Raw genomic sequence first — 24,638 nt, forward strand, 5'->3', positions numbered from 1 at the left:
GCCAGCAAACAAACCAAAAATTAGACTTTAAAGGCAATGCATTTCCTAACTGTTGTTGAATATAAGCTGGAGTTAATTTTTTATCAGATCCCGGATGGTTGAGTAAATAAACGTTGTTTTTTTCAGGATAGTAGCGAGAGAGAGAAAGTTTAAAAAAATCCGAGGTTGAGTGCATAACCACTAAATCATTCGGCTGGTGATTTTGATAAATATATTGGGCTGCTCCCTGCCAATCATTGCGATAGAGTTGAGTATAGTAATCGAAAAGACCACCAGTAACTCCGATCAGATAAGCAAGGGAAATCGCAACAGCCAACCCTTTCTTCCAGTTCCAAATAACAACAAACCCCGCAGAAATTAGAATGAGAAAATAAGGTGCAACTAACATCAGATAGCGGGGAAACCAAATTGAACTTTTATAATAAGATAAAAACAACATTAAACCCGCAGGCAAAAGAGTCCAAGTTGTCAACCAAAACAATCGTTCTGAAGGATGTTTGCTGAAAAGATTTAATAAGGAGAGGACGAATAAAATAATCAGAACGGCTGTGAACCCAGCATAAAACAGAAGAGATAGGGTTTTAACGGTGAATAATTGACTTAACAGTGTCGAATCTGTTAACCCATTTTTATTGAGAATAATTTGATGAGATTGAAGTAAATTTCTTAAAGGCCAGTATATGGTAAATTGGGTTAGCATTCCCAGGATTTGAGTGATTCCTGGTTTAGAGTAGTCTTTAACTTGCTTCTCCATAAACTCATCGGATACACCTCCTACGGTCAGTAACCAGAAAATGGGAAGAAAAAATAAACTAATAATTGATAAACCTACACCAGAAGCCAGCAACCATTGACGCTGTTTGCGGAATTTCCACCCTAGTAACACCGTATCTGCAACTACAATCAAGATATTATTAGGATTTGTTAATATTAAAAAGGTTCGTGTCGTCACCCACCCCGCTAAAGCTGTATAGGTGGGTCGTTCTAAAACGTAACTCAGAGCCACCGTTCCCGCCAAACTCAGGAACGAGATCAACGTATACATCCGAATTTCTTGGGCATGATTAATAAATAGAGGGGAAACACTCGGTAGAAACGCCGCAATTAACCCGGTAGACTTCCCCACAATTCGACATCCCAGCCAATAGGTGAAATAAATACTTCCTAAACTAAAAACAATGGATAGTCCCCTTAACCAGGCATCACTATTACCAAACAACATCCAAAATTTCAGCAATAGGTAGTAAAAGGGACGCATGTAAGGAATCGTAAACTCAAACTTCTGAGCATCCCGAATACTTAACATTTCATCAATCCAGAGGCTTTCGGTACTTAGTTGATATAACCGCAGTCCTGTAGCCAATAATAGAATTAATGCAATCGGGATCTGTTGGAGTAAAATTTGTTTAGTGTTTTTACTCTGGGAAGGAAAGATTAATTTAGGATCAATCTGGGATTCCACTGACCGTTCCTCCTTTGTGAGAAAAGTGGAAGGAGTTTTACAGAAAACAACCAACTTCAAGTGTAATCTAAGATTTTTTTAACCACCACTCTGCGTGAGATTGCTTAAAGTATATATTATTTATAGAGTATACGACTAACGCTTAAGATACTTCCCCTTAGAAACTTCAAAGTTATCAATACAATCCCTGTTTATAGAGTCAGGCAAGACAGGCGTTCACAAAAATTGTAGCGTCAGCTTTCTGATATAGTGCTACGCACTCTTAGAACAGGGAACAGCTTAACTGGGAACAGTAAGCAATGAAAGGGTTTCGGAATTTAGAATTGTCTTAATTGTAATGAGTAACGCTATATTACTTTAATTCTAATTTTAAAATTTCTTTAAAAAAGTAACTTTAATGTAAATTTTTTGTAAAACCTAGAGTAGTTATCCAAGACTACAGGTATAGAGCAAGTTAAACTGAACTCAGGGAATTCACTGAGAATATAAAAATCAAATAAATCCATTACTAGACTGCATTTACGGAATATACAGATGAAATTTGGAGATTGACTATGACATCAATTCGTATAGAAGCTGAGAACATGACATTAGCGGGGGGGTATCAAATTGAATCGGGAAGCTTTGCTTCTGGCGGTAAATATATTGGTCTGAGTTCAACCTTGGGAACAACAGGAACCGCAAGCAGAAGTTTACAAGATTCATTCGCGCTCCCATCGGGAATATATAACGTCACTGTTGCATATTTTGATGAAACTGACGGCCAGTCCCCCCTATCACTGTCCATTGCTGGGGTTGAAAAAGCAAGTTGGATAGCTAATCAATCCTTAGTCGGGACTCGCGCTGCTGCTACTAACCTGACAACCAAAACCATTGAGAATGTTCAAGTTAATAGTGGAGATGAAGTTAAACTCGCTGGAAGCATCCATTCCGGGGAAAATGCCCGGTTTGACTTTATCGAATTTGTTTCGGTGACTCCTCCAAATACCGACACCACAGCCCCGACAGCGAGTAGTTTTACCCCCAGTGATAATGCTACAGGAGTTGCGGTTGATGCCAACTTAGTTGTCAACTTCAACGAAGATATTAAAAAAGGCAGTAGTGGCAATATTGTTATCAAGAAGCTCTCGGATAATTCAGTCGTAGAAACTATTTCTGTAACCGCAAGTAATATCACCGTTAGTGGTAGTCAACTCACGATTAATCCCACCGCCGATTTAGCATCAAATACAGATTACTACGTTGAAATTGCTAATGCTGCTATTGAGGATATTGCGGGTAATGATTATGTAGGAATTACGGGTAATAGTGCCTGGAATTTCACAACTGTAGCCGATACTACAGCCCCAACAGCTAGTAGTTTTACCCCCAGTGATAATGCCACAGGAGTTGCCGTTGGTGCTAACTTAGTTGTCAACTTCAACGAAAATATTAAAAAAGGCACTACGGGCAATATTGTTATCAAGAAGCTCTCGGATAATTCAGTCGTAGAAACCATTGTGGTAACAGCCAGTAATATTACCGTCAGTGGTAGCCAACTCACAATTAATCCCACCGCCGATTTAGCCTTCAATACAGATTACTACGTTGAAATTGCTAACGGTGCGATTGAAGATATAGCAGGTAATGATTATACAGGAATTAGGGGTAATAGTACCTGGAATTTCAAGACTGCCAATAACACAACCCCTCCAGCAAAGGTGACAATCGAAGCCGAAAACATGACCTTAACAGGGTATAACATTGAGTCGGGAACTTTTGCCTCTGCAGGTGCATATATTGGTCTTACAACCACCCATCCTACCGGAACTGCAATTCAAGCCTTTACCGGACAATCGGGTGTCTATGATATTAACGTTAAATATTTTGATGAAAGCGATGGAGCCTCTCTGTTTTCGATTTCTACTGGTGGCAATACGTTAAAACAATGGTTTGGTAGTCAATCCCCAGGAGATGGTCGCGCCACTGCAAAAAACTTACTCACACAAACGATTTCAGGAGTTTACCTGAATAACGGAGATGAACTTAAACTGTCTGGAATTCTACATAGTGGAGAAAACGCACGGTTTGACTCGATAGAATTGGTTCCGGTCAGCACCCCTGCTCCTAATCGGACAAGCACCGCCAACTATAGCCAAGCTTCCAAAGGGGTGTATGTTAACCTACAACAAAACGCAGGTTACATTCCAAACTTAAGCCAAACCCTCAAACTGATGCCTTTGGGAGACTCGATCACCGCAGGGAAAGAAAATGATATTCAACTTAAAGCAGATTGGGTTGGATATCGTAAAGAGTTATGGAAAGATTTTCAATTCTTCAATCTTCCCGTTGATTTTGTGGGTAGTCAGTCTAACGGTAATTTTTCACAGAATCAGCATGAAGGGTATTCAGGGTGGACGATTAGTCAAATCACCGGAGGAGCCAATAACTGGATCACAGCGACTAATCCTGACATGGTTTTATTGATGATTGGAACCAATGATGCGTCCAGCAGTGGCTCAACGATGGCGAGTAGCTTAGAAACTTTAGTAAATAGGATTACAGGGATTTCTAAATTTGACAACGGAGATTTATTAGTCAGTACGATTGCGCCCATCCATGCTCAGAGTAAATACTACGGGACTCGAATGCAGAACGTCAAGGATTATAACGCTCTGATTCCCGGTGTGGTTAACAATCAACCGGCTTCGGAAAATGTCAAATTTGTTAATATGTGGGAAGGACTAAACCCCCTGAGCGAAAATGATATTTCATCTCCCACCATCGATGCCAATGCTTTACATCCGACTCAAGCCGGTTATCAGAAGATGGCTTACCATTGGTTTGACTCTATTCTCTCTACCACCCAACAAAAGAATGATCTCACGGGTAAAAATAACGTGGTCGGTTCCACCCGTAACGATATGATTTTTGGGAATGCCTCTAACAATAATCTTGAAGGAGGCGCAGGTGATGATGAGATTACAGGGGGGGAAGGTGCTGATACCTTTGTTTACAATAATCCCAATCACGGTCAAGACATCCTCACTGATTTTAATCCGAGTTTTGGGGATAACTTTAGTATTTCCGCGGCTGGGTTTGGGGCTGGATTAGTCGCAGGAACAGCCTTAAGCACCACTGCATCGGATACGGGTGTTTTTGTCAGTGGTAATACCTTAAATTATTTAGGAAATATGCCTCATTTCTTCTATAACACGGCGACCGGTGTACTTGGCTTTGATCCTGATGGTAATAATGCTAAACCCTTAACTTTATTAGCTACATTGACGACTAAACCTGTCTTGAGTGCTAATCAGTTTACAATGGTTTAATTCGATTCTAAAAAACCAGGTTTCTAACCATCAAATTCTAAACAATATGTCAATTACAGTTAAGGTTAAACTTTTTGCAGCGTTTCAAGATGCTTATCATGTTCCTGAATTACGGTTAGAGTTTCCGGATCAAACTTCTGTGTCTGCTATTTTAGATTACTGTATTCAGGAGCATCCTGAATTGGAAAAATGGCGAACTTTAACACAATTTGGCATTAACTTAGAATTTGTCAGTCCTGAGACTCTCCTGAACCATGGAGATGAAGTGGTTTTAATTCCCCCGGTTAGTGGCGGTTCATTTTGAGGGAATTGTTGATTACAGGTTGTTATTAATTTGTACCAATTAGTGAAGAGCGCTCTCCCCCTTTCAGTTCAACAGAGCGCTCAGTCCCCAAAATTTCATCACAATAGTATACTATCACAGTAACTTTAAAAATGATACCCCCTTTAGGGATAAAATTTTATACTCGATGTTATTGCTGGGAATAGATATTCCTCCAAAACAGTAAATTCTATACCTGTTGAACACAATAGCGAGCACGTCCTTGCTGTTTGGCTTGGTATAAAGCTTGATCCGCAGCATGAATTAAGTTAGAAGCAGGGGTAGTAGGAGAGGGGAGGGTACAGGCGATACCTAAACTTAAAGTTAACCACTGACTAACGATGGATTTTGCGTGGGGGATTTGGAGTTGCAAAATTGCCCATTGAATGTGTTGTGCCACATGAATTGCTCCATCCTGATTGGTATTGGGTAAAATAATTACAAATTCTTCTCCTCCATATCGTGCAACTAAATCCGCCGGACGTCGTAACGTTTTCTCAATGGCTTGAGCTACTTGTTTTAAACAAGTATCTCCAGTTGGATGTCCGTAGTAATCATTGTATTGTTTGAAATAATCAATATCACACATAATTAACGATAAAAACGCATTTTCTCGTTGTAATCGTTGCCATTCTTGTTCTAAATATTCATCAAAACGGCGACGGTTTGCTACTTGAGTTAAACCATCAATGGTAGCCAGACGTTTTAATTGTTGGTTGGCAACTTGTAATTCTTGATAAAGTTCTGATTGTTGAATGGCGATCGCTAATTGATCGGCAATGGCACAAGTTAACTCAATTTCTGACTCTTTCCATCCCCTTAAATGTTGATGTTTTAGTAATCCTAAACAACCCCAAACTTGGTTACCCACCCGTAACGGAATCGGTAACCAAGTGCCTGAAATTCCCGTTAAATGTTGAATTTCTTGGGAGTCAGGAACCCTGAGATCTTCCATTTCTGATTGATTCAAATGATGAATGAGAGGAAGTATCGAAGATGCTTCATTGAGCTCATAAGAACAGGAAGCCACCTCTTTCCATTGTTGTTCTTCAGGAAAATGTTGTAAAATACAAGCTCGATCGACTCGCAATAACGTTACAATTTCAGCGACGGCGGTTGAAAAAATTGTATCTAAATCTAAGGATTGACGAATCACTTGAATCACGTGATTTAAGGTTTGAGCACGGCGGGCTTGATATTGGGTTTGTTGATACAATTGACTTTGTTGAAGGGCAATTCCAACTTGTTCAGAAATTTGTCGCAATAAGTTCGCTTCCCATTGCAACCAATGGCGCACCCCTTGATTTTGGCAAATCATTAAGACTCCCCACAGTTGATTTCGTTCAAATAAAGGAACCATAATGGCTGAACAAACACCCCAATGCTTTAAGATTTTTAACATTCCTGAATGAATCGGATCATGATTAATATCATTAATCACACGCATCCGACCTTGATTAAAATTTTCATAGCATTCTATAGGAATTAAAGGCGTATTTGATTGATGTTTGTTGAAGAGGTTTGAGGATTCATCTGATCGGGTTCTGGCAATAATTTCGCTGGTGCGATCCGAAAAAATTCGATAAATTAAAACTTGATCACATTCAAGTAACTGTTGAACTTCTTGAACCGTTGTTTTTAAAATATCCTCTAAATTTAACGATTGACGAATTTGATGAGTAATCTCCCAAATTAAATGTTCTTGAACAATCAGTTGACATAAGGCTTGTTCGGCTCGTTTCAAAGGGCTAATATCTTGAAAAGTTGATAAAAATAAGGGATGTTGCTGATCTGGCATCATCACCGTTGATAAAAGTAAGGTTTTTAACTGCCCATTTTTAGCTCGAATTGTGGTTTCTATATTAAAAATTGAACCGGCGGAAATGACTTTTTGTAATCGTTCTTGAGCTTTTTGATAAGCTTCTGGCTGAGGATATAATAAAGCTAGAAAATCCGAATAAGATTGAGCTTCTTCTAAGGTATATCCAGTAATTTCTTCCATTTTAGAATTAAACAGATAAAAATTCCCCTGATCATCACTGAGCGCAATACCACTTCCCACCGTTTCAATTACAGTTTTTAAGCGATTTTGGGTGGTGATTAACTGCATTTCGGCTTGTTTTCGATCTGTAATATCCACAAAATAACCCACAATTTCTAAAGGATTTCCCGACGCATCTTTAACTAACCTCATTTCTAATCGTAACCAACACCAATGACCTTGAGCGTGTAAAAAACGAGCTTCATGAATATGGCTACCCCTTATTAAAACTTGACGAAAAGCGTCTCGCCATTGAGATTGTTCCTCATTAAAAACATAATGATTCCAAATTTCTTCTTCCTTTAAAAGGGTTGCTACATCATAGCCCAAAAGCGTATTTACATTGTCACTAATAAAGGTAATTTCATAGTTGGGATAAGGTTGACAACTAAAAATCACCGCCGGATTACTGCGGAGTAATTGTTTGAGGCGTTCACTCACTTGATACAGTTCTGAGGTCATTTGTTGACGTCGTTGTAGTTCCTCTTGTAACCCATCATTGGCTTGAGTTAATTCGGCTGTCCATTGTAATAAACACAATTGAAGTTGTTCATTCGATTGTTGAACGGAAGCCAAAGTTTCTGGGTCTTCGGTATCTTCTGTAATATCAACAACGGTACTGAGAATTAAGGTTCGACCATCACTGAGTTTTCCCAAGGTCAAAGAACTCCATTCCCAAACCCGGAGATGACCCTGACGGTTGGTAATTAAATAGTCTTGGAGGACATGGGGTAAACGAGAACAACCGACAGGATTTTTAGCACTGGGGAGAGGTTCTGGACAACTCAAGCGTTCCACCCAGGCGGAAAGGGTCGGTAATTCAGCGACGGTATAGCCTGTAATTTCTGCCCAACTGTGATTAATTTGCAGCACTTCGCCGTCTTCGGTGTGTAACATGATGGGATGAGGCGCTGATAATAGAGCTTGGTAAAGCTGTTCTTGGGGTTGGGAAACGCCATGATTGTCGAGTTGAGGCTTTGATTCTTCAGCTTGAGAATGGTGGTTCTGCATATCATTGGCGTGATGGATAATCCATCCGATTAAGATTAGAAACAAAACCCAATTAGTTAGATTTTGGATCATCTCTTGAGGTTCATAACTGTAGAGTGGGTAATGAATGTTTAAAAAGATTAATCCCCGCAGAAATAACCCCATTAAAAATAGTTTGGGCAAAAATTGCTGGAAGATTTGACCAGCCAGTTGATTCAGTTTCTGGAAGTTTAGCCAAAATTGTGTAATGTTCTGAAACATCAATGGATAGTTTTCAATCCATATCCATAGACTAATTCCGTCTAAAATCAAACAAAATATGGTGTTAAATTGAAGGTTAAAAAAGGCTTGTAAAACCATATTAAAAACCGAACAATTTAAGGATAAAACTAACAGTAAGCTCAGAAATAAGCCCAGAAATATTAAACTTTTTTTTGGAAAAAAACTGCTCGAATTCATTGATTTTCTCCTTAATATTTTTTATATGTGTTTTAATTTGCCCAGGGTAATTGTTTCCCTGTTGATTCATATTGACAATTACAGTTTTAGATATGGCTATTGATTTTAACCTCAATCTTTTAGTATTTTCCTCTATCTATAGCTAAGAAAATGGGTATATACAGAAAAAGAATGATTTAAAGATCAGGATTTCAACTGTCTGCCTTGGAATCAAATATTTCCAACCTATACTAATTATTTTACGAAAACAGTAAAATTACGGAAATTGAACCGTTATACAGATTCAATTTGATACAATACTGGAAGACTAATCCTGATCAATTCCTTTACTTATTTAGATAGAGGTGAATACTTTAGCAATATCACTCTCTACCCCCCCAGAGCGTTATAAATGCTTTATCCTATAAACAGCATACTAACACTATTTGATTTTGAAGCTGGGATGATACAATGACCTACCACGTTATTTATGATGGCAATTGCAACTTATGTGTAACACTGGTGCAACTGTTAGAAACTTTAGATCAAGGACACCAGTTTAACTATATTCCCATGCAGGATCACCAAGGGTTAAGTCGTTTTTCCGTGACTCCTTGCGAATGTAACTTAGGTATGATTTTAATCGATGGAAATCAACCTGACCACCGTTGGCAAGGAAGCGATGCGGCGGAGGAAATTGGTAGACTTTTACCCGCAGGAGCAATTTTTGTAACCGCCTATCGGACGTTACCGGGGTTAAAATGGATGGGCGATCGCATTTATGAACAAGTGCGAGATCATCGATATACGTTATTTGGGAAACGTTCAAGCACCTATCAGTCTAGTTATCCCAGTGGTTGTGTGAACAATAACTGTCACCTATAATACCCAACTGATCAGGAAGCTTTCAGCTAGGAAAACCCTATTCCTAGCGTTTTAATAAAGTGTCTCGCTTAATTCTAATTAATTGATAACCTCCTTGATTTTCTAAGAGTTGATAATCGGAAGATTTCAACCCTAATTTTTTAATTTCTTTAGGTTTTGTAATCATTAAAATAGTATCAACGGGACGATTTTCAGGAAATAATTCTAACAACCGTTTTTCAATATCATAGGTCATAAATTCAATCGGTTGTTGAGTATAAAAGACTAAACTAGGTTTAAAGACTCCAATCACAATTAAGGGTTCATGAGGTTGATGAACTTGCTGAACTCGCAGGGAAATTTGTCTTAAGGGTAAATGTCTTTGAGTATCTAATAATTGACCCACAGGTAAGGCGACTAAACTCATAAACGAGAAGAATCCTAGTACATTTCCAGCCCAAATTAATCGACGCCATTGAGGTTTCCACAGACAATACAAGGTAATTCCACTTGCTAAAAACCAGAGAATACCGGATATCATCGGTAAATGACTAATCTCTAAGAGTTGGGAAAAATTGGGAGTATCTTCTCCGACCAGTTGAGGACTTAAAAAACTAGCGATCGCTAATATAAATAATATTAAAATATTGACACAAGCCGTGATCAAAAACGGAAGAGAAATTTTATTTTGATCAAGGTCAATTCTATTTTGTTGATTTCCCCATAAACTAATTAAAATTACTCCAGCAGGAATACTCGGTAAAATATAACTCGGTAATTTTGTTGCTGAACAACTAAAAAATACGAAAATAATCGCAAACCACAGGAAAGCAAATAAGCCTAAATGTTGAGAACGATCTTGAGATTTCCACTGTTTAAGTTGCCAAAATTTAACTTCAAAAATTGCCACAGGAAGATAAACAGACCAAGGTAATAATGCGACTAAAATTACCGGAAAATAATAAAACCACGGGCCAGGATGGTTACTGACAACACGAGTAAACCGTTCAAAATTATGATGTCCAAAAAAAGTATCTAAATAAGCTTGACCATTGGCTAAGGTAACTAAGATAAACCAAGGAGTTGCAATCATTAAAAAGATTAAAATTCCGGGGATTAACTGCATTTCTCCGATTACTTTTTTGAATTGTTGAGTATAAATCAAAAATGCCCCAATAATTAAAATCGGGAAAACAATTCCAATCGGCCCCTTGGCTAAAACAGCTAAGGCTGAAACTGCATAAAATGTAAAATACCATCGTTTTTGCTGACGAGTTTTCGGTTGAGCATAACCGAGAAAAAAGGCGAGTAATGCAATCGTTAAACAACTGGCTAGAAGCATATCGGAAACCCCCGTGCGTCCCCAAGCAATCCACGCTGGATTTAACGCCATCATTGCCATTCCCCACCAAGCTCCAATCCAGCTTTGACGGAGGTTAGAGCGTTTTATTTCTTCTGATAAAGAGGGATCATCATTAGAAGATTTAACTCCAAAAAAACGTAGGGTATAAAATACAAAAAATGTTGATAAAATTGCCATTATTGCTGAGGGTAATCTAGCCCCCCATTCATTCACTCCAACGACTTGAAATCCGATTACCATTAACCAATAAATTAAGGGAGGTTTATCAAAACGAGTTTCTCCATTCCAATAGGGAGTAATCCAGTCTCCTGTCACCTGCATTTGACGGGCTGCTTCAACAAACATGGGTTCTGTTTTATCAATTAACCCAATATCTCCTAAATGACTTAAAAATGCGATCGCACTCAGAAAAAATAATCCTAAAATTGAAACGACCCACAGCAGTTTAGGATCAGTTTCCCAAGATTTCCACATCGTTTTTAAAGATAAATTGAATAACATTTAATCACCCTTAATGGTTAGCGTTTGACTTGTTCACGGGAATTTTTTAACCAAGTTAAACTGAACGTTAAACTAATATAGCCTAAACCATAACCAGCCAGAATATCACTGGGCCAATGGCATCTTAAATAAACACTACTAAAACCAATAATTAAGACCCAAAGCGTGGCTAATCCATAAATATACGGAGTCCATTTAGGATAACGTTCGGCGAGGAGATAAGCCATAAAAAAATAAAACAAAACATTTCCAGTGGCGTGACCACTGGGAAAGGTTCTTCCGACGGATTCAACTAATCGATCTGGGGGACGACTACGAGAAATTAACGGTTTAAGAATATCATCAACTAAAATTAAAATTCCCAAGGTTGAAAATGCTAAAACTTTGGCTTCAATCCAACAGCATTTCCAGACTAAAAACCCTAATGTAATAGCAATAATAACGGCTGTTCCTTTCACCCCGGTTAATAAATAAAAAAACCGGAAAATATCATCCCAACTCCGGGGAAAAATTTGATGGGGAACTTGGATTAAAATTTGATCTAGTAATAAATCTTCTTGAAAATGGAAGCGAATTGATAGTAAAATGAAGGGAACCAAAATTCCCAAACAAATCCACAATTGCTGTTTAGAAATAGCTTTTTTAAAGGAAATGAACCGATGACTTAAGGTTAAACGCATTATCTCCCACGTTTACTAATCCGTAGTTGAATGAGTTTAGATTATACAATAGTTCTCCCAAACTGGGTAAATATACCGACAACAAAAGTTAAAAAAGTTATTGAGGTTAGAGAACTATTCAGCTACCCCAATTAAAATATTGAATCAAGACTTCATGAGGACGCGAGAGTCAATGTTAGACACCCTTGACCTGACATTATCCCTAGACAAAGAAACCTATAAAACCCAGATAGAAGCGTTAATGAAGGAATTGCGATCGCTTCAACAAGCCTGTCGAGATCAAAAATTACCGATTATTATTGTATTAGAAGGATGGGCAGCGGCGGGTAAAGGTGGACTGGTAAAAAAAATGGTGGGATATATGGATCCCAGGGGGTTTTCTGTCCATCCCATTTGGCCCGCCAGTCACGAAGAATCCCGCTATCCGTTTCTGTGGCGATTTTGGCAAAAATTACCGTCACAAGGCAGTATTGGTATTTTTTACCATAGTTGGTATACTCATATTTTAGAAGATCGGTTGTTTGGACGCCTCAAAGATGCCAATGTTCCAATGACGATACGACAAATTAACGCCTTTGAACGTCAACTGGTGGATGATGGGGCGGTGATGGCTAAATTTTGGATTCATTTAAGTAAAAAAGAACTGAAACAACGATTACAGAAATCCTCAGAAGATGAGTTAGAAGCGTGGCGGGTACGTCCTGAAGATTGGCAACAAGCTAAAAATTATAATACCTATTGTACCTTAGCCGAAGAAATGGTGGTTCATACCGGGACAGGTTCAGCACCTTGGACGTTAGTCGAAGGAGACTGTAAACGCTGGGCGAGGGTTAAGGTATTATCAACGATGGTGGCATCCATTCAAGAAGGGTTAGACCGTTTGCATCTTCAATTACCCCCCGCTTTTACAACACCCCAAGAGCGTTTACAACCCACCGAACCCAACCCTTTAGCGGCGGTTGATCTCTCCATGACTTTATCGTCGAATGACTACAAAATTCAGTTACGTCAGCAACAGGTGAATTTAGGTCAACTCCAACAAACTTTGCATCAAAAACAAATTCCAGTTTTAGCTTTATTTGAAGGGTGGGATGCGGCGGGGAAGGGGGGCGCCATTAAACGATTAACGGATATTTTAGATCCTCGAAGTTATGAAGTAAATACCTTTGCCGCCCCAACGGATGAAGAAAAAGTTCATCATTATTTATGGCGGTTTTGGCGTGGTTTACCGCCTAGAGGTAAATTAGGAGTTTTTGACCGGAGTTGGTATGGTCGGGTATTAGTTGAACGAGTTGAACACTTCGCAACGGAATTAGAATGGCGACGTGCTTATCAAGAAATTAATGAATTTGAAGAACAGTTAACCAGCGCGGGTTATGTATTAGTTAAATTTTGGTTACATATTGATCCAGATGAACAATTAAAACGATTTCAAGACCGCAAAGATAACCCCTATAAACTCCATAAACTCACCGATGAAGATTGGCGAAACCGCGAAAAATGGCCGTTATATGAAGTCGCCGCTAATCAAATGATTCAACGTACCCATACACCCAATGCTCCTTGGACATTAGTAGCAGCAAATCATAAATATTATGCCCGTGTAAAAGTGATTGAAACAGTTGTTGAAGCCATTCGACGGCGGATTAAATAAGCGTCAGTACCCCGCACTTTTTGTGACGGGGCTACTATGCGCGGATCACAGATACTGCCATGTTTTTGTTCTAAGAGTGCGTAGCGCTGCTTGTGATTTTTATCCAAAAAGAAGAGCCTTCCCTTACAGAAATTCCTGATATTTTTTCCTCACTTACTTGTAGATCAGTCCATAAGGGGTACATAATTTGATTGAGTTCTGGATCACAATAATAGATAAAAGCATTAGGTAAAATAATCTCTAATTTGCTAGATTCTGCTAATAAGTAAGCCGCTAGAATATACTGTTCAGAATAATATCGATCTTGCCAAAATGGGGGATAATCAAACGGCAGAAAAATGTCATGAATGTGTACTAATACACCGGGTTTTAGTCTGGGTAAAATGTCTAAAAAGAAAACGGTTACATCCGAATTTGTAAAAATCCGATGAGAGTTATCTACAAATAAAATATCACCCGATTCGAGGTCATCAAATATTTTTAGATCTACCTCTTCAACAGGTTGTCTAAAAATAGCATCACAAAGGTCATTAATTTCCGATCTAGGTTGAGGATCAAAAGAAACAATTTTTGTGGATAAATTATAATCATTAATTGCTTTTCTAGCAAATTTAGTGGAGTTACCCGAACCAATTTCATAATATTTTTGAGGATGATGCAAACAGAGTAAAGAATAGAGGGCTACTGAGTCAAGACCGAAAAACCAGCCATTCTCCCAATAAGGTTCTGCAAACTGGTTTTTATTTTCTGAATGAGAAATTGTCCGAAAATTATTTTTATAGTTCAGAAAGAGATGGAGATACTCTTCGTAAACCTTCCTATTTCTCTTAATAATTTCATAGAGACGAGGATGGGGAGGTTTACCATATCCATATCTAGGAAATGGATTAATCGGATAATCTAAATCGATTTGCATGATTTTCACTTGGAATGATGATTGATTGGTATTATTCCCCAGAAAAATGTTTTTCTGGCTTTATGAGGCTCTCCGGTACTGTTGGTGATCTATATTAGCTTATTAATTAGATCCGACAGGGTGTGTTTTTTAACTATTGGATGAAGGAACCTTGGGTTTAATTAATCGTTGAATCGCCACATATATTGCTAATATCATTAATCCCAGAGCTAAAAAACTAAACAAAATCGTTCCCATCGTTAATAAACCAACAACAACAGTCCGAACGGTGCTTGACATTTGAATCACCGTAAAATTATCAGATTGAATCGGTTTATTGGCAAATTTTTCAGAAATAATAAAGGTTAATTTATAAAAAACAAATGCAACTCCTCCATACATTAATCCATTCGTTGTACATCGGAATAAATTAATGGCATCGATTTGGGAGGAGGTTTGAGAAGTTTTCGGAGTAGATTCAGTCATAATTTATGAATGTGCTAAACGAATACCAGTAGAAACAAATTTGGCTGTCCAAAACTCTAATTCAGGGTGTGCCATTTGGGTTTTTACAGCTTCTAAAACCCGTAACGCTTCGGTTTCAGATTCCGTTAAGGCAAACACCGTTGGCCCGGAACCTGACATCATCGTTCCCAAAACCCCCTGAGACTCAAACGCTTGTCGCAATTCCAAGACTTGGGGATATTCAGGTAAAGCGACTTTCTCTAAATCATTGTGCAGTAATTTACCAATTTCTGCACCATTTCGGTGCATAATGGCAGAAACCATTGGCCCCGAATGAACTCGGTGTTGACGAGTTTGTAAGTCTTGAACTTCTGAAACGTAAGTTTCACTAAACTGTTGACGATAGGTTTTATACGCCCAAACTGTTGAAATTCCCAGGTTGCGATATTTCGCTAAAACCACATACAAATGATCTAAATTTGTTAGAGGAGAAAGTTCTTCACCCCGTCCCGTTGCTAAGGCAGTTCCTCCTTGAATACAAAAGGGAACATCGGAACCAATTTGAGCGGCTAATTCTTCTAATTCACTTTGAGTTAAACCTAATTGCCACATTAAATCTAACCCGACTAAAACCGCCGCCGCATCCGTTGAACCTCCTGCTAACCCGGCAGCAATGGGGATATTTTTAGTAATATTAATTGCAACGCCCCCAAATTGAGCCATCGCATCGGGAAATTGTTCGGCTAATAAGGCGGCTGCACGATAAGCTAAATTAGTTTTATCATTCGGAACTTCAGCATGATCACACCGGACACTAATGGTATCAATTCCAATCGGTTCAATATCGATTTGATCGGCTAAACTGATACTTTGCAATATCATCGCCAATTCATGATATCCATCGGGGCGATCGCCTATAATTTCTAAGTAAAGGTTAATTTTTGCTGGAGCAATTAAGGAATAGGAACGCATTTTTATTTAGAGGTCAGGAGACAGAAAACAGAAAACAGACAGACTATTTTAATCTGTGACTAAATCTGTTGTTTCCAAAAGATTAGCCAAATTTACCCATTGTTCAACGCTGAGGTCTTCGGCGCGAACTTGGGGGTTAATCTCTAATTGTTCCAGTAATTGGGTTAATTGATCTCGACTGACCACACTTTGTAAATTATTTCTTAACATTTTACGTTTGCTGGCGAAGCCTAATTTCAGTAACCGCTCTAAATAGGCGGGGTTTGAGGCGGGATGTTCGATGGGACGAGGACGCAAACGAATTACCGCAGAATCGACTTTAGGCGGGGGATAAAAGGCTTTTGCGGGCACATCACAGATATATTCGCAGTTGGCGAGGTATTGAACTCGCACGGACAACGCCCCAAAGCTTTTAGACCCTGCATGGGCGGTGATCCGTTGGGCGACTTCTTTTTGAACTAACAGAACAATTAATTCATAGGGGTTTGGGTTCGGTTCCGCAATGGTTCCTAATAATTGTTCAACAATTGGCCCGGTAATATTATAGGGAATATTAGCAACCACTTTATTCGGATTTTGGAAATTAGCAAAATCCTGTAATTGTGTGGCAATATCTAAGGTTAAAATATCTCCTTGTAATAATAGAAAATTCTCTTTATTACCAAACCGTTTAACGAGATTTTTACATAAATCCGTATCAATTTCAACCGCAACAACAGATTGAGCAACGGATAGTAATTGAGTGGTTAAAATCCCCGTTCCAGGGCCAATTTCTAATAACCGATCTGAGGGAGATAATAAAGCAGATTTAACAATTTTACTTAACGCTTTTTCACTGCGTAACCAATGTTGGGCGAATTGTTTTCGAGGTTGGGGCGATCGCATAAATTACTTAAATAATAGGGCTTCCGTGATGATGAATTAAATACCATTGATTCGCCATCCGACTATAAATATTCGTTGCCATCGAGGTTGCTTGCAAGCGACGGCGACCGACAATTTGCATCACATTTTCTGTTAAAATAACATAAGCGAGATCTCCATTAATTTCAGTTGAGATAATTTGGGTTTCAATTTCTAAATATTGAGTCGCTTTAAAAATTTGTTCCCAGGAAGTGCGAATGGCTTCCCATCCCTTAACGGCTTTCCGTCCAGGGTGAATACAAACCGAAGCGGTTCCTTTTGACCAAAGGGCGCTCATCGCCTCCATATCCTGTTTTTCAAAGGCTCGATAAAATGCTTGATTAGCCGTTAATACAATTTGTTCATCGGTCATAACCATTTCGCTAGGGTGAAAAAGTCAAAGTCAGACAAGCAAGAGCAAGCGGATATCTTCACAATTGGCCCGAATTATGTCACTATCAGTTCCCATGTGTGGTGTTGGTTTTTGGTTAACGGTTAACCGTCCACACCGCAATATGAAAGACTCGCTCAACTTCTCACCCAAAATAGGCCGTGTCAAATCGAACTCAATTGTTAATTAGTCGTGTTTTAATGGCTGTCATTGCCATCACCACACCTCAAATTGCTCAAGCTACGGAAATTGTAGCTCAAGCCAACCCCCAAGCCAACAAACAGCTTAATGATTTGTTAGAACAGGGTCGAAAGTTGGTGGATGCGGGAGATCTAGCTAATGCCATTACCCTCTATACCCAAGCGGTTTCTTTAGACCCTAGAAACCCTAAAATTTATTCAGGAATTGCCTATTTAGAAGCATTACGCGGTAACTTCCAAGTCGCAGCCCAATATTATCAAAATGCCTTAATCTTAGAACCCAATAATGCAGATTTTCAGTATGGTTTAGGGTTCAGTTTAGCCAATTTACAACAATATGATGCAGCCGCCGATGCCTATCGTCGGGCGACCATGCTCAAACGGGATAATATTCAAGCTCATCAGGGGTTAGCCGCCACTTTATTCCGCAAAGGAGACTATGCCGGGGCAATCCGAGCTTATCAAACCATTCTCACCCTTGATCCCCGTAATTGGCAAGCTTATTCTTCAATGGGAATGGCATTTCTCAAGCAAGAAAACGTGATGAAAGCTTTAGAAGTGCTGCAACAAGCAGCTATGATCGCCCCCAATGAAGCGAGTATTCAAATTAAATTAGGGGCGGCTTTATTAAAATATGGCGATCGCAATGGAAGTGTTGCCGCCTTTGAACGCGCCGCCCAACTCGCCCCCCGAGATGGGGATGTACAATTCCAAATTGGTGAAATTTTTAAAGCTGAGGAAAACTGGGAAGCCGCCAGCCAAGCTTATCAACGGGCGTTAGCGTTAAAACCAACGTTAATGGAAGCAAATGCAGCCCTCGGAGAATTGCAACTCGCACAACAAGATTATGTCGGGGCAATTATTAGTTATCGTCGGGTGATTGAAAATAATCCCAATGATGCCTCAGCCCATTTTAATATGGGATTGGCGCTGAAAGGACGAGGCAGTCGGGAACAACAAGCGATCGCTTCTTTCCAAAAAGCCTTAGAACTTTATCAGCAACAAGGCAATCCCGAAGGTGTCAAAAAAACCCAAGCTGCTTTACAGCAATTACAACCGAAGAAAAAGTAAATTGATGTTATTGGCGATCGCATTTTCATGACCAACAAATTAAGCTGTTTTTAGGAAAGTGCGATCGCTCCAAGAATTACCGATCAATATGCCGAAGCTCAATTCAAATCTGATTCGCCAAAACTTAGAACTCCCTAACGCAGAAGTAATTATCTATCCTCGCCTATTTCAAAAGCCAGAAACCCAACGTCTTTTTCACGAATTATTGAATCAAATAGAATGGAAACAAAAACCCATAAAAATTTTTGGCAAATCTGTGCTTCAGCCTCGGTTAACCGCTTATTATGGTGAGCGTGCTTATACTTATTCTGGTGTCACCCTGCACCCCTTACCTTGGAATTTACCTTTATTACAAATCAAAGAAAAAATAGAGCCTTTAGTTAATACTCAATTTAATGGAGTTCTCCTGAATTTATATCGAGATGGTCAAGATTATATGGGCTGGCATAGTGATGATGAAAAAGAATTAGCCCCTGGTGCGGTGATCAGTTCTCTGAGTTTTGGGGAAACTCGGCGTTTTGTCTTTAGACGTAGAGATAATCATCAAATCAAAGTAGAACTGAATTTAGGGGATGGTGATTTTTTAATTATGGGTGGTGAAACCCAGAAGTTTTGGCAGCATTATGTTCCTAAAAGTGCTAAATCCACTCAGCCTCGAATTAATCTAACTTTTCGGGTAATTTTATAAATTAAGCTGCTCTAATTAAGATTAAATTAATCGTGATACTGTTAGGCTATAGCATCATCATTGAATACCCCGTCATCATTTCCCTGTCGAGGAATTTCAGGCGGATTTTTGATATGAGTTTAAGAAATAAAATTGAAAGGAGAGGTTGAGAAACTCAGTTTTTTGATTGTGGCGAAACGTTTGGAACTGTTTCAGGTTTGCTTAGTCCTATTTTTTAGGGTACATTATAACAACAGCCTAAACTTAGGATATAGATGGTTAATGGTTACGAGTGGGGGAAATATGCCCCTACGATGGTTAACTGTGTGTTCTCCACACCTTTCTTTTTCTGCTGTTCCCTACTATCTTTGAATATTTCTGAGTGAGGAGTCCAATATGACCGCTAGAGTCAACACTCAATTTTTATCTCAATCTTTTCTCGCTGCTGGTATTAGCCTAGCCACTTTATTCTTATTAGGACAACCGATAAAAGCGCAAAGCTCGGTTTCACCGGAAACGGTGAGTTCTGCGTCTGCTACAGTGGTTCCGATTCTTCCCAATCAAAACCTCAACCCGGATTTTCCCCCCTTAGATGACCCCGGTTTATTTTTACCGTCCTTAGAACAGCCAAGACGTTTGGTTCTGCGGTTAGGTCAACGTCGGGTTTATCTGTATCAAGGAGAACAAGTGATTGCCAGTTATCCCGTTGCGGTTGGTAAAGAAGGATGGGAAACGCCGACGGGGAATTTTAAAGTGATGCAAAAGATTGAAAATCCAGTTTGGCAAGACCCCTGGACGGGAGAGGTTCGTTCTCCTGGCCCCAATAGTGCGTTAGGCTTACGTTGGATTGGGTTTTGGACAGATGGGAAAGATGTGATTGGGTTTCATGGAACCCCGACCATCAATTCAATTGGACAAGCCGCGTCTCACGGTTGTGTACGGATGCGGAATGAGGATGTTGTGGCTTTATTTGAACAGGTAGAAGTCGGGACTCCGGTGATTGTTGAACCTTAAAGATTGAACCTGCTATGGAGATTTTCAGGAATCAAATCGAGTTCAAACTGATTGGGTTCCTTTTTTGTTTCTATTTCCTGTTCCGGGTTCCCGGTTCCCTGCTATATTGAGAAATTAATGCTCACCCAAGGGGAGGAATGATGGCGCGGAAACGTCTTTCCGATATGGTACGGCAGGAAGCTGAAAAAGGTTCAACGGCTGAAGTGGAAATTGTTACGGATGACAGTGGAGTTGAGGTTCAAGCGAGCGCTTCACCTGCAAACTCTGGAGTTCAACCTAACTTAGAGGAAAAAATTATTGAGTTGAAAACGGCTTTAGAAACAACTCAAAATCAAGAGCGTTCCCTTCAAGAAAAAGTCTTAGAACTTCAAGCCGAATTAGACGATAAAAATCAATTTATTGACCGCATGAAAACTGAAATTCAAGAGGCAGATTTAAAAGGAAAGTTACAAAAAGCGCAAGAAGCTGCATTACAATTATCCGAGGCAAATTCTAAATTAATTGATGAATTAAAAAATCTCAAAGAAGAAAATGAATCTTTAAAACAAGCTTTACAACCTAAAGCTCAACCGCCACAACCGAAAGCGATTGTCAAAGCCAAGGCTCAAATCATCCCTCGTCCCTATTCTTCGCCTTCTCAACCTGTTTCTAATGAGGATTTTTCGAGTAGCACTTGGTTGTTGTAGAGGCTAAGATTAAAGGGCGAGAAAACCTCGCCCCTACATTAGAGATTAAGATTAAAGGGCGAGAAAACCTTGCCCCTACGTGGGTTAATCGGTTAATCATTTAAGCGGGATTCGCTTGCAAACGTTGCTCTAATAAACGACGAATCGATGCTTTTTCAATCAGTCCCACTAACACCCCATTGCGAACAACGGGTAATTCATTTAATTGTTGTTTTTCTAAGACCGTTACCACGTCTAAGAGGGATTGTTGAGCATCAATGGTGGTTGAAAATTCCACAGGTTGCATCACTTCTTGAACTTGAATGAACGGCCATTGAGAGGTGGGAATTACTTTGAGGTCATCCCCGCTAATTTGACCCACTAATTCCCCGACTTCATTGGTGACTAAAAATTGACGAGTTGCGGTTTTTCCAATAATATAATCGTTGACAAAAGTTCGTAACGAAAGGGTTTGAGGAACAATCGGATTTTCATCAATTAGAGCATCTTCTGCGGTCAATTGAGATAATTGATTGCGGAGGGTGGCATCTTTGGCTAAAAGTCCAGCATTACTTAACAGGAACCAACCGATTAAAATCGTCCAAAAATTAATCGAACCTCCAGCAAATAAAGGTAAAAATCCTAATAAAATGGCTAACCAACCCAATCCTTGACCGACGCGACTGGCAAATACAATCCCTTTAAATTGATTACCTGTAATTTTCCAGATGAGTGCTTTGAGAATATTACCGCCATCGAGGGGTAAACCGGGAATTAAGTTAAAGATAGCTAAGGCTAAATTAACATAAGCTAAGAGATTAATTAAGGCTGTTAATGGGGCTGCTAAGGGTAAATAAGAACCCATCAAAGTTAACCCAAAAAACAGGAATAAACTCACTAACGGCCCTGCAATGGCAATCCAAAACGCTCCAGCAGGTGTTTTTGCTTCTTGGTCTAAATTGGCTAATCCACCAAACAAAAATAAGGTAATTGATTTAACGTTAATTCCTTGTTTGATGGCAACAAAACTATGACCTAATTCATGGGCTAAAACAGAAGCAAATAACAGTAAGGCGGCAATTAATCCTAATAAAAATGGCAGTCCTAAACCCAATTGTGGAAATTGAGCCGCCAAACTTCCCCCATAACTTAAGGTCATTAATGCCAGAACAATAAACCAGGAAACATTAATATAAAAAGGGATTCCAAATAAATTACCGACACGAATAGAGCCATTCATCTTGGCTACCTCTCAACGCATCCAAAAGCTAATTTAACTTTTGGTTGTTCATAATCCTATCGTAACGAATTGTAAAAAAACTGAGCCATCCGCCCCAGGTTGTAAATACTAGACGATTGAGTACGGTTTTCCGCTTGGTGTTAGAAACCGAGTTTCTGTTCTAATTCAGGGGATACAATCCAGATTAGAGGTTAAAAAATCTGGTTTTTGGGGTTAAAGATAGCTAAACTGAGAAACCGAGTTCTGGTTCTAATTCAGGAGATAAAATCAAGATTAGAGTTAAGAAACCCGGTTTCTGGGGTTAAGTTTAAACTTGATAATAAGAACGATACCATTCTACAAATCGTTGAACTCCGACTTCAATGGAAGTATTAGGTTGAAAGTCTACATCTTGAATTAAAGCATCGACATCAGCATAGGTCATCGGCACATCTCCGGGTTGAATCGGCATAAAGTTTTTAATCGCAGGTTTACCTAATGCTGCTTCTAAAACTTCAATTAAATGTAACAATTCAACGGGTTGATTATTGCCAATATTATACACTTTATAGGGGGCTGTTGTCTGGGGATTTTCACCCGATTGAGGAATTCTATCTAAGGTGCGAATGACGCCTTCAACAATATCATCAATATAGGTAAAATCCCGTTGCATTTTGCCAAAATTAAATACATCAATGGGTTTATCTTCGAGAATAGCTTTGGTAAAAATAAACATCGCCATATCAGGACGACCCCAAGGGCCATAAACGGTAAAAAATCGTAATCCGGTTGAGGGAATATTGTATAAATGGCTATAACTATGGGCGATTAATTCATTAGATTTTTTGGTTGCCGCATATAAACTAACGGGATAATCTACATTATCTTCAACAGAAAAAGGAATTTTTTTATTTGCACCATAAACGGAACTGGAAGACGCATAAACTAAATGTTGAATTTGGGAATGACGACAGCCTTCTAAAATATTCAAAAAACCCACTAAATTACTATCGAGATAGGCATAGGGATTTTTTAAAGAATATCGGACTCCAGCTTGGGCGGCAAGATGAGCCACTCGTTCAAAATTCCCCTCAGCAAATAACTGATTCATTCCCTCTCGGTCAGCTAAATCTAGTTGTTTAAAGGTAAATCCTTCTCGACCGTTTAATTGGTCTAAACGGGCGTGTTTTAAAGACACATCGTAATAATCATTAATATTGTCAATTCCGATAACAGTATCTCCTCGGTCTAATAACCGTTGACACAAATGAAATCCAATAAATCCAGCCACACCAGTTACTAATAAATTAGCCATTTTTTTACAAACTCCAGTAGTGAATATAAGAGGGTATTAAATTAGGGTTAAGAACAGATTTGACATCCATCACAACACCTTTATTTCCTAAACACCCTAATAGTTGTTCTAAAGGAAGGTCGAGGTAAGTTTGATGGGGAACCGCGAGAATCATTGCATCTAGGTTCGACAAATCTGACCACTGTACTAATGTCATAGCATATTCTTGTTGAGTGGCAACAGGGTCAGCGAAGGGGTCATGAATGAACGGTTGAATTCCAAATTGATTGAGTTCCGCGACAATATCAGGAACGCGGCTATTCCGTAAGTCAGGGACATTTTCTTTAAACGTTAATCCTAAAATTCCAACTTTTGCGTTAGGAATAGAACAATTAGCTTGAATTAACAATTTAACTAAGCGTTGAGCTAAATAGGTTCCCATGCTATCATTAATCCGTCTTCCTGCTAGAATCACTTGGGGATGATAGCCTAATTCTTCAGCTTTTGCTGTTAAATAATAAGGGTCAACGCCAATACAATGACCGCCGACTAATCCAGGGGTAAAAGGTAAAAAGTTCCATTTGGTTTTAGCTGCATTTAATACATCTTGGGTACGGATATTTAAGTGATCAAAAATAATCGCTAATTCATTCATTAAAGCAATATTTAAGTCCCGTTGAATATTTTCTATCACTTTCGCTGATTCTGCGACTTTAATCGAAGGTGCACGATAAACTCCCGCTTGAATAATATTACTATAAACTTCAGCAATAGTATTTAAGGTGGGTTCATCTTCTCCTGAAACGACTTTCACAATTTTTTCTAACCTATGGGATTTATCACCCGGATTAATTCGTTCGGGAGAATAACCTAATTTAAAATCAATATTTTGTTTTAATCCCGAAATTTCGGCTAATATTTTACCGCAAATTTCTTCTGTCACCCCCGGATAAACTGTTGATTCATAAACAATAATATCTCCGGTTTTTATGACTTTTCCTAACAGTTCAGAGGCTTTAATTAAGGGCGCTAAGTTTGGTTGATTATTTTTATCAACAGGGGTGGGAACAGCCACAATATAAAAGTTACAGTCTTTTAAATCCTGAATAGATGCTGTAAATTTTAAAGATGAATTTTTTAACCTTTTAATAAAATCTTTTGAATATGTGGTGAAACGTAGCCTTTAAGAAATCGACCAGGAAGTTGCCCAAGCAGAGCAGCCGTTTCGCCACTCGAAGAACTTTGTTCATTAAAAC

At 39.0% G+C, this 24,638-nt stretch carries 20 protein-coding genes; 8 read left to right on the forward strand and 12 right to left on the reverse strand.

Annotation, left to right across the window (positions count from 1 at the left end; all coding sequences use genetic code 11):
* A partial coding sequence (locus tag ACKPEB_RS02130; RefSeq protein WP_408963127.1) for a hypothetical protein occupies window positions 1–1,462 on the reverse strand: 1,462 nt, incomplete at its 3' end.
* A 554-nt stretch (window positions 1,463–2,016) separates the two neighbouring features.
* Between ACKPEB_RS02130 and ACKPEB_RS02135 the strand changes: the two genes are divergently transcribed.
* Both ACKPEB_RS02135 and ACKPEB_RS02140 read left to right on the forward strand, forming a co-directional pair.
* Window positions 2,017–4,773, forward strand: coding sequence for an Ig-like domain-containing protein (locus ACKPEB_RS02135; RefSeq protein ID WP_408963128.1), 2,757 nt, complete (start codon window positions 2,017–2,019; stop codon window positions 4,771–4,773).
* A 46-nt stretch (window positions 4,774–4,819) separates the two neighbouring features.
* Window positions 4,820–5,077 carry a MoaD/ThiS family protein gene (locus tag ACKPEB_RS02140; protein ID WP_408963129.1) on the forward strand — a complete coding sequence of 86 codons (258 nt, stop codon included), beginning with the start codon at window positions 4,820–4,822 and terminating at the stop codon, window positions 5,075–5,077.
* 208 nt (window positions 5,078–5,285) lie between these two features.
* Here the strand turns inward: ACKPEB_RS02140 and ACKPEB_RS02145 are convergent, their stop codons facing one another.
* Window positions 5,286–8,585: a diguanylate cyclase domain-containing protein gene (locus ACKPEB_RS02145; protein ID WP_408963130.1), complete on the reverse strand. Its 3,300-nt coding sequence runs from the start codon at window positions 8,583–8,585 to the stop codon at window positions 5,286–5,288.
* Between the two features lie 450 nt (window positions 8,586–9,035).
* On the opposite strand from ACKPEB_RS02145, the gene ACKPEB_RS02150 reads away from it, so the two are divergent.
* Window positions 9,036–9,449, forward strand: coding sequence for a thiol-disulfide oxidoreductase DCC family protein (locus ACKPEB_RS02150; protein ID WP_408963131.1), 414 nt, complete (start codon window positions 9,036–9,038; stop codon window positions 9,447–9,449).
* A 43-nt stretch (window positions 9,450–9,492) separates the two neighbouring features.
* Here ACKPEB_RS02150 and ACKPEB_RS02155 read toward each other — a convergent pair whose 3' ends face one another.
* Window positions 9,493–11,265 carry an ArnT family glycosyltransferase gene (locus tag ACKPEB_RS02155; RefSeq protein ID WP_408971235.1) on the reverse strand — a complete coding sequence of 591 codons (1,773 nt, stop codon included), beginning with the start codon at window positions 11,263–11,265 and terminating at the stop codon, window positions 9,493–9,495.
* Between the two features lie 44 nt (window positions 11,266–11,309).
* A complete protein-coding gene (locus tag ACKPEB_RS02160; RefSeq protein ID WP_408963133.1) occupies window positions 11,310–11,972 on the reverse strand; it encodes a phosphatase PAP2 family protein in 663 nt (220 codons plus the stop codon).
* A 172-nt stretch (window positions 11,973–12,144) separates the two neighbouring features.
* Here ACKPEB_RS02160 and pap point away from each other — a divergent pair, with 172 nt between their 5' ends.
* Window positions 12,145–13,626 carry a polyphosphate:AMP phosphotransferase gene (pap, locus tag ACKPEB_RS02165; protein WP_408963134.1) on the forward strand — a complete coding sequence of 494 codons (1,482 nt, stop codon included), beginning with the start codon at window positions 12,145–12,147 and terminating at the stop codon, window positions 13,624–13,626.
* 70 nt (window positions 13,627–13,696) lie between these two features.
* Here the strand turns inward: pap and ACKPEB_RS02170 are convergent, their stop codons facing one another.
* The 5 genes from ACKPEB_RS02170 to ACKPEB_RS02190 form a co-directional block, all read right to left on the reverse strand.
* Window positions 13,697–14,542, reverse strand: a complete 846-nt coding sequence (locus ACKPEB_RS02170) for a class I SAM-dependent methyltransferase (protein ID WP_408963135.1) — start codon at window positions 14,540–14,542, stop codon at window positions 13,697–13,699.
* A gap of 129 nt (window positions 14,543–14,671) precedes the next feature.
* Window positions 14,672–15,007, reverse strand: a complete 336-nt coding sequence (locus ACKPEB_RS02175; RefSeq protein WP_408963136.1) for a DUF3082 domain-containing protein — start codon at window positions 15,005–15,007, stop codon at window positions 14,672–14,674.
* Between the two features lie 3 nt (window positions 15,008–15,010).
* Window positions 15,011–15,958: a 4-(cytidine 5'-diphospho)-2-C-methyl-D-erythritol kinase gene (gene ispE, locus ACKPEB_RS02180; RefSeq protein WP_408963137.1), complete on the reverse strand. Its 948-nt coding sequence runs from the start codon at window positions 15,956–15,958 to the stop codon at window positions 15,011–15,013.
* A gap of 48 nt (window positions 15,959–16,006) precedes the next feature.
* Window positions 16,007–16,843 carry a 16S rRNA (adenine(1518)-N(6)/adenine(1519)-N(6))-dimethyltransferase RsmA gene (gene rsmA, locus ACKPEB_RS02185; RefSeq protein ID WP_408963138.1) on the reverse strand — a complete coding sequence of 279 codons (837 nt, stop codon included), beginning with the start codon at window positions 16,841–16,843 and terminating at the stop codon, window positions 16,007–16,009.
* A 7-nt stretch (window positions 16,844–16,850) separates the two neighbouring features.
* On the reverse strand, window positions 16,851–17,234 hold the full coding sequence (locus ACKPEB_RS02190; RefSeq protein WP_408963139.1) for a nuclear transport factor 2 family protein: 384 nt from the start codon (window positions 17,232–17,234) through the stop codon (window positions 16,851–16,853).
* A gap of 179 nt (window positions 17,235–17,413) precedes the next feature.
* Here ACKPEB_RS02190 and ACKPEB_RS02195 point away from each other — a divergent pair, with 179 nt between their 5' ends.
* The 4 genes from ACKPEB_RS02195 (at window position 17,414) to ACKPEB_RS02210 (ending at window position 20,890) form a co-directional block, all read left to right on the forward strand.
* On the forward strand, window positions 17,414–18,523 hold the full coding sequence (locus ACKPEB_RS02195; protein WP_408963140.1) for a tetratricopeptide repeat protein: 1,110 nt from the start codon (window positions 17,414–17,416) through the stop codon (window positions 18,521–18,523).
* An 88-nt stretch (window positions 18,524–18,611) separates the two neighbouring features.
* A complete protein-coding gene (locus ACKPEB_RS02200) occupies window positions 18,612–19,211 on the forward strand; it encodes an alpha-ketoglutarate-dependent dioxygenase AlkB family protein (RefSeq protein WP_408963141.1) in 600 nt (199 codons plus the stop codon).
* A 375-nt stretch (window positions 19,212–19,586) separates the two neighbouring features.
* Window positions 19,587–20,204 (forward strand): L,D-transpeptidase, encoded by a 618-nt coding sequence (locus ACKPEB_RS02205; protein WP_408963142.1) that lies wholly within the window; start codon window positions 19,587–19,589, stop codon window positions 20,202–20,204.
* Window positions 20,205–20,341: 137 nt separating this feature from the next.
* Entirely contained in the window at window positions 20,342–20,890 is a 549-nt protein-coding gene (locus tag ACKPEB_RS02210; protein ID WP_408963143.1) for a hypothetical protein, read from the forward strand.
* 100 nt (window positions 20,891–20,990) lie between these two features.
* Here ACKPEB_RS02210 and ACKPEB_RS02215 read toward each other — a convergent pair whose 3' ends face one another.
* The 3 genes from ACKPEB_RS02215 to ACKPEB_RS02225 form a co-directional block, all read right to left on the reverse strand.
* Window positions 20,991–22,109, reverse strand: coding sequence for a site-2 protease family protein (locus tag ACKPEB_RS02215; protein WP_408963144.1), 1,119 nt, complete (start codon window positions 22,107–22,109; stop codon window positions 20,991–20,993).
* A gap of 307 nt (window positions 22,110–22,416) precedes the next feature.
* The gene (locus ACKPEB_RS02220; protein ID WP_408963145.1) at window positions 22,417–23,403 is read right to left on the reverse strand and encodes an NAD-dependent epimerase; all 987 of its coding nucleotides are present in this window, start codon (window positions 23,401–23,403) and stop codon (window positions 22,417–22,419) included.
* 4 nt (window positions 23,404–23,407) lie between these two features.
* Window positions 23,408–24,532: a nucleotide sugar dehydrogenase gene (locus ACKPEB_RS02225; protein WP_408963146.1), complete on the reverse strand. Its 1,125-nt coding sequence runs from the start codon at window positions 24,530–24,532 to the stop codon at window positions 23,408–23,410.
* Between the last annotated feature and the right edge of the window lie 106 nt (window positions 24,533–24,638).

The sequence above is a fragment of the Planktothrix sp. genome (assembly GCF_046067725.1).
GTDB lineage: Bacteria > Cyanobacteriota > Cyanobacteriia > Cyanobacteriales > Microcoleaceae > Planktothrix.

Excerpts from the sequence above, each read along its gene's own strand:
- ACKPEB_RS02190 (WP_408963139.1), bottom strand. The coding sequence starts at position 17,234 with ATGACCGATGAACAAATTGTATTAACGGCTAATCAAGCATTTTATCGA.
- ACKPEB_RS02155 (WP_408971235.1), bottom strand. The coding sequence starts at position 11,265 with ATGTGGAAATCTTGGGAAACTGATCCTAAACTGCTGTGGGTCGTTTCA.
- ACKPEB_RS02215 (WP_408963144.1), bottom strand. The coding sequence starts at position 22,109 with ATGAATGGCTCTATTCGTGTCGGTAATTTATTTGGAATCCCTTTTTAT.
- ACKPEB_RS02175 (WP_408963136.1), bottom strand. The coding sequence starts at position 15,007 with ATGACTGAATCTACTCCGAAAACTTCTCAAACCTCCTCCCAAATCGAT.
- ACKPEB_RS02140 (WP_408963129.1), top strand. The coding sequence starts at position 4,820 with ATGTCAATTACAGTTAAGGTTAAACTTTTTGCAGCGTTTCAAGATGCT.
- rsmA (WP_408963138.1), bottom strand. The coding sequence starts at position 16,843 with ATGCGATCGCCCCAACCTCGAAAACAATTCGCCCAACATTGGTTACGC.
- ACKPEB_RS02210 (WP_408963143.1), top strand. The coding sequence starts at position 20,342 with ATGATGGCGCGGAAACGTCTTTCCGATATGGTACGGCAGGAAGCTGAA.
- ACKPEB_RS02205 (WP_408963142.1), top strand. The coding sequence starts at position 19,587 with ATGACCGCTAGAGTCAACACTCAATTTTTATCTCAATCTTTTCTCGCT.
- ACKPEB_RS02135 (WP_408963128.1), top strand. The coding sequence starts at position 2,017 with ATGACATCAATTCGTATAGAAGCTGAGAACATGACATTAGCGGGGGGG.
- ACKPEB_RS02170 (WP_408963135.1), bottom strand. The coding sequence starts at position 14,542 with ATGCAAATCGATTTAGATTATCCGATTAATCCATTTCCTAGATATGGA.
- ACKPEB_RS02150 (WP_408963131.1), top strand. The coding sequence starts at position 9,036 with ATGACCTACCACGTTATTTATGATGGCAATTGCAACTTATGTGTAACA.
- ACKPEB_RS02160 (WP_408963133.1), bottom strand. The coding sequence starts at position 11,972 with ATGCGTTTAACCTTAAGTCATCGGTTCATTTCCTTTAAAAAAGCTATT.
- ispE (WP_408963137.1), bottom strand. The coding sequence starts at position 15,958 with ATGCGTTCCTATTCCTTAATTGCTCCAGCAAAAATTAACCTTTACTTA.
- ACKPEB_RS02220 (WP_408963145.1), bottom strand. The coding sequence starts at position 23,403 with ATGGCTAATTTATTAGTAACTGGTGTGGCTGGATTTATTGGATTTCAT.
- pap (WP_408963134.1), top strand. The coding sequence starts at position 12,145 with ATGTTAGACACCCTTGACCTGACATTATCCCTAGACAAAGAAACCTAT.
- ACKPEB_RS02200 (WP_408963141.1), top strand. The coding sequence starts at position 18,612 with ATGCCGAAGCTCAATTCAAATCTGATTCGCCAAAACTTAGAACTCCCT.
- ACKPEB_RS02145 (WP_408963130.1), bottom strand. The coding sequence starts at position 8,585 with ATGAATTCGAGCAGTTTTTTTCCAAAAAAAAGTTTAATATTTCTGGGC.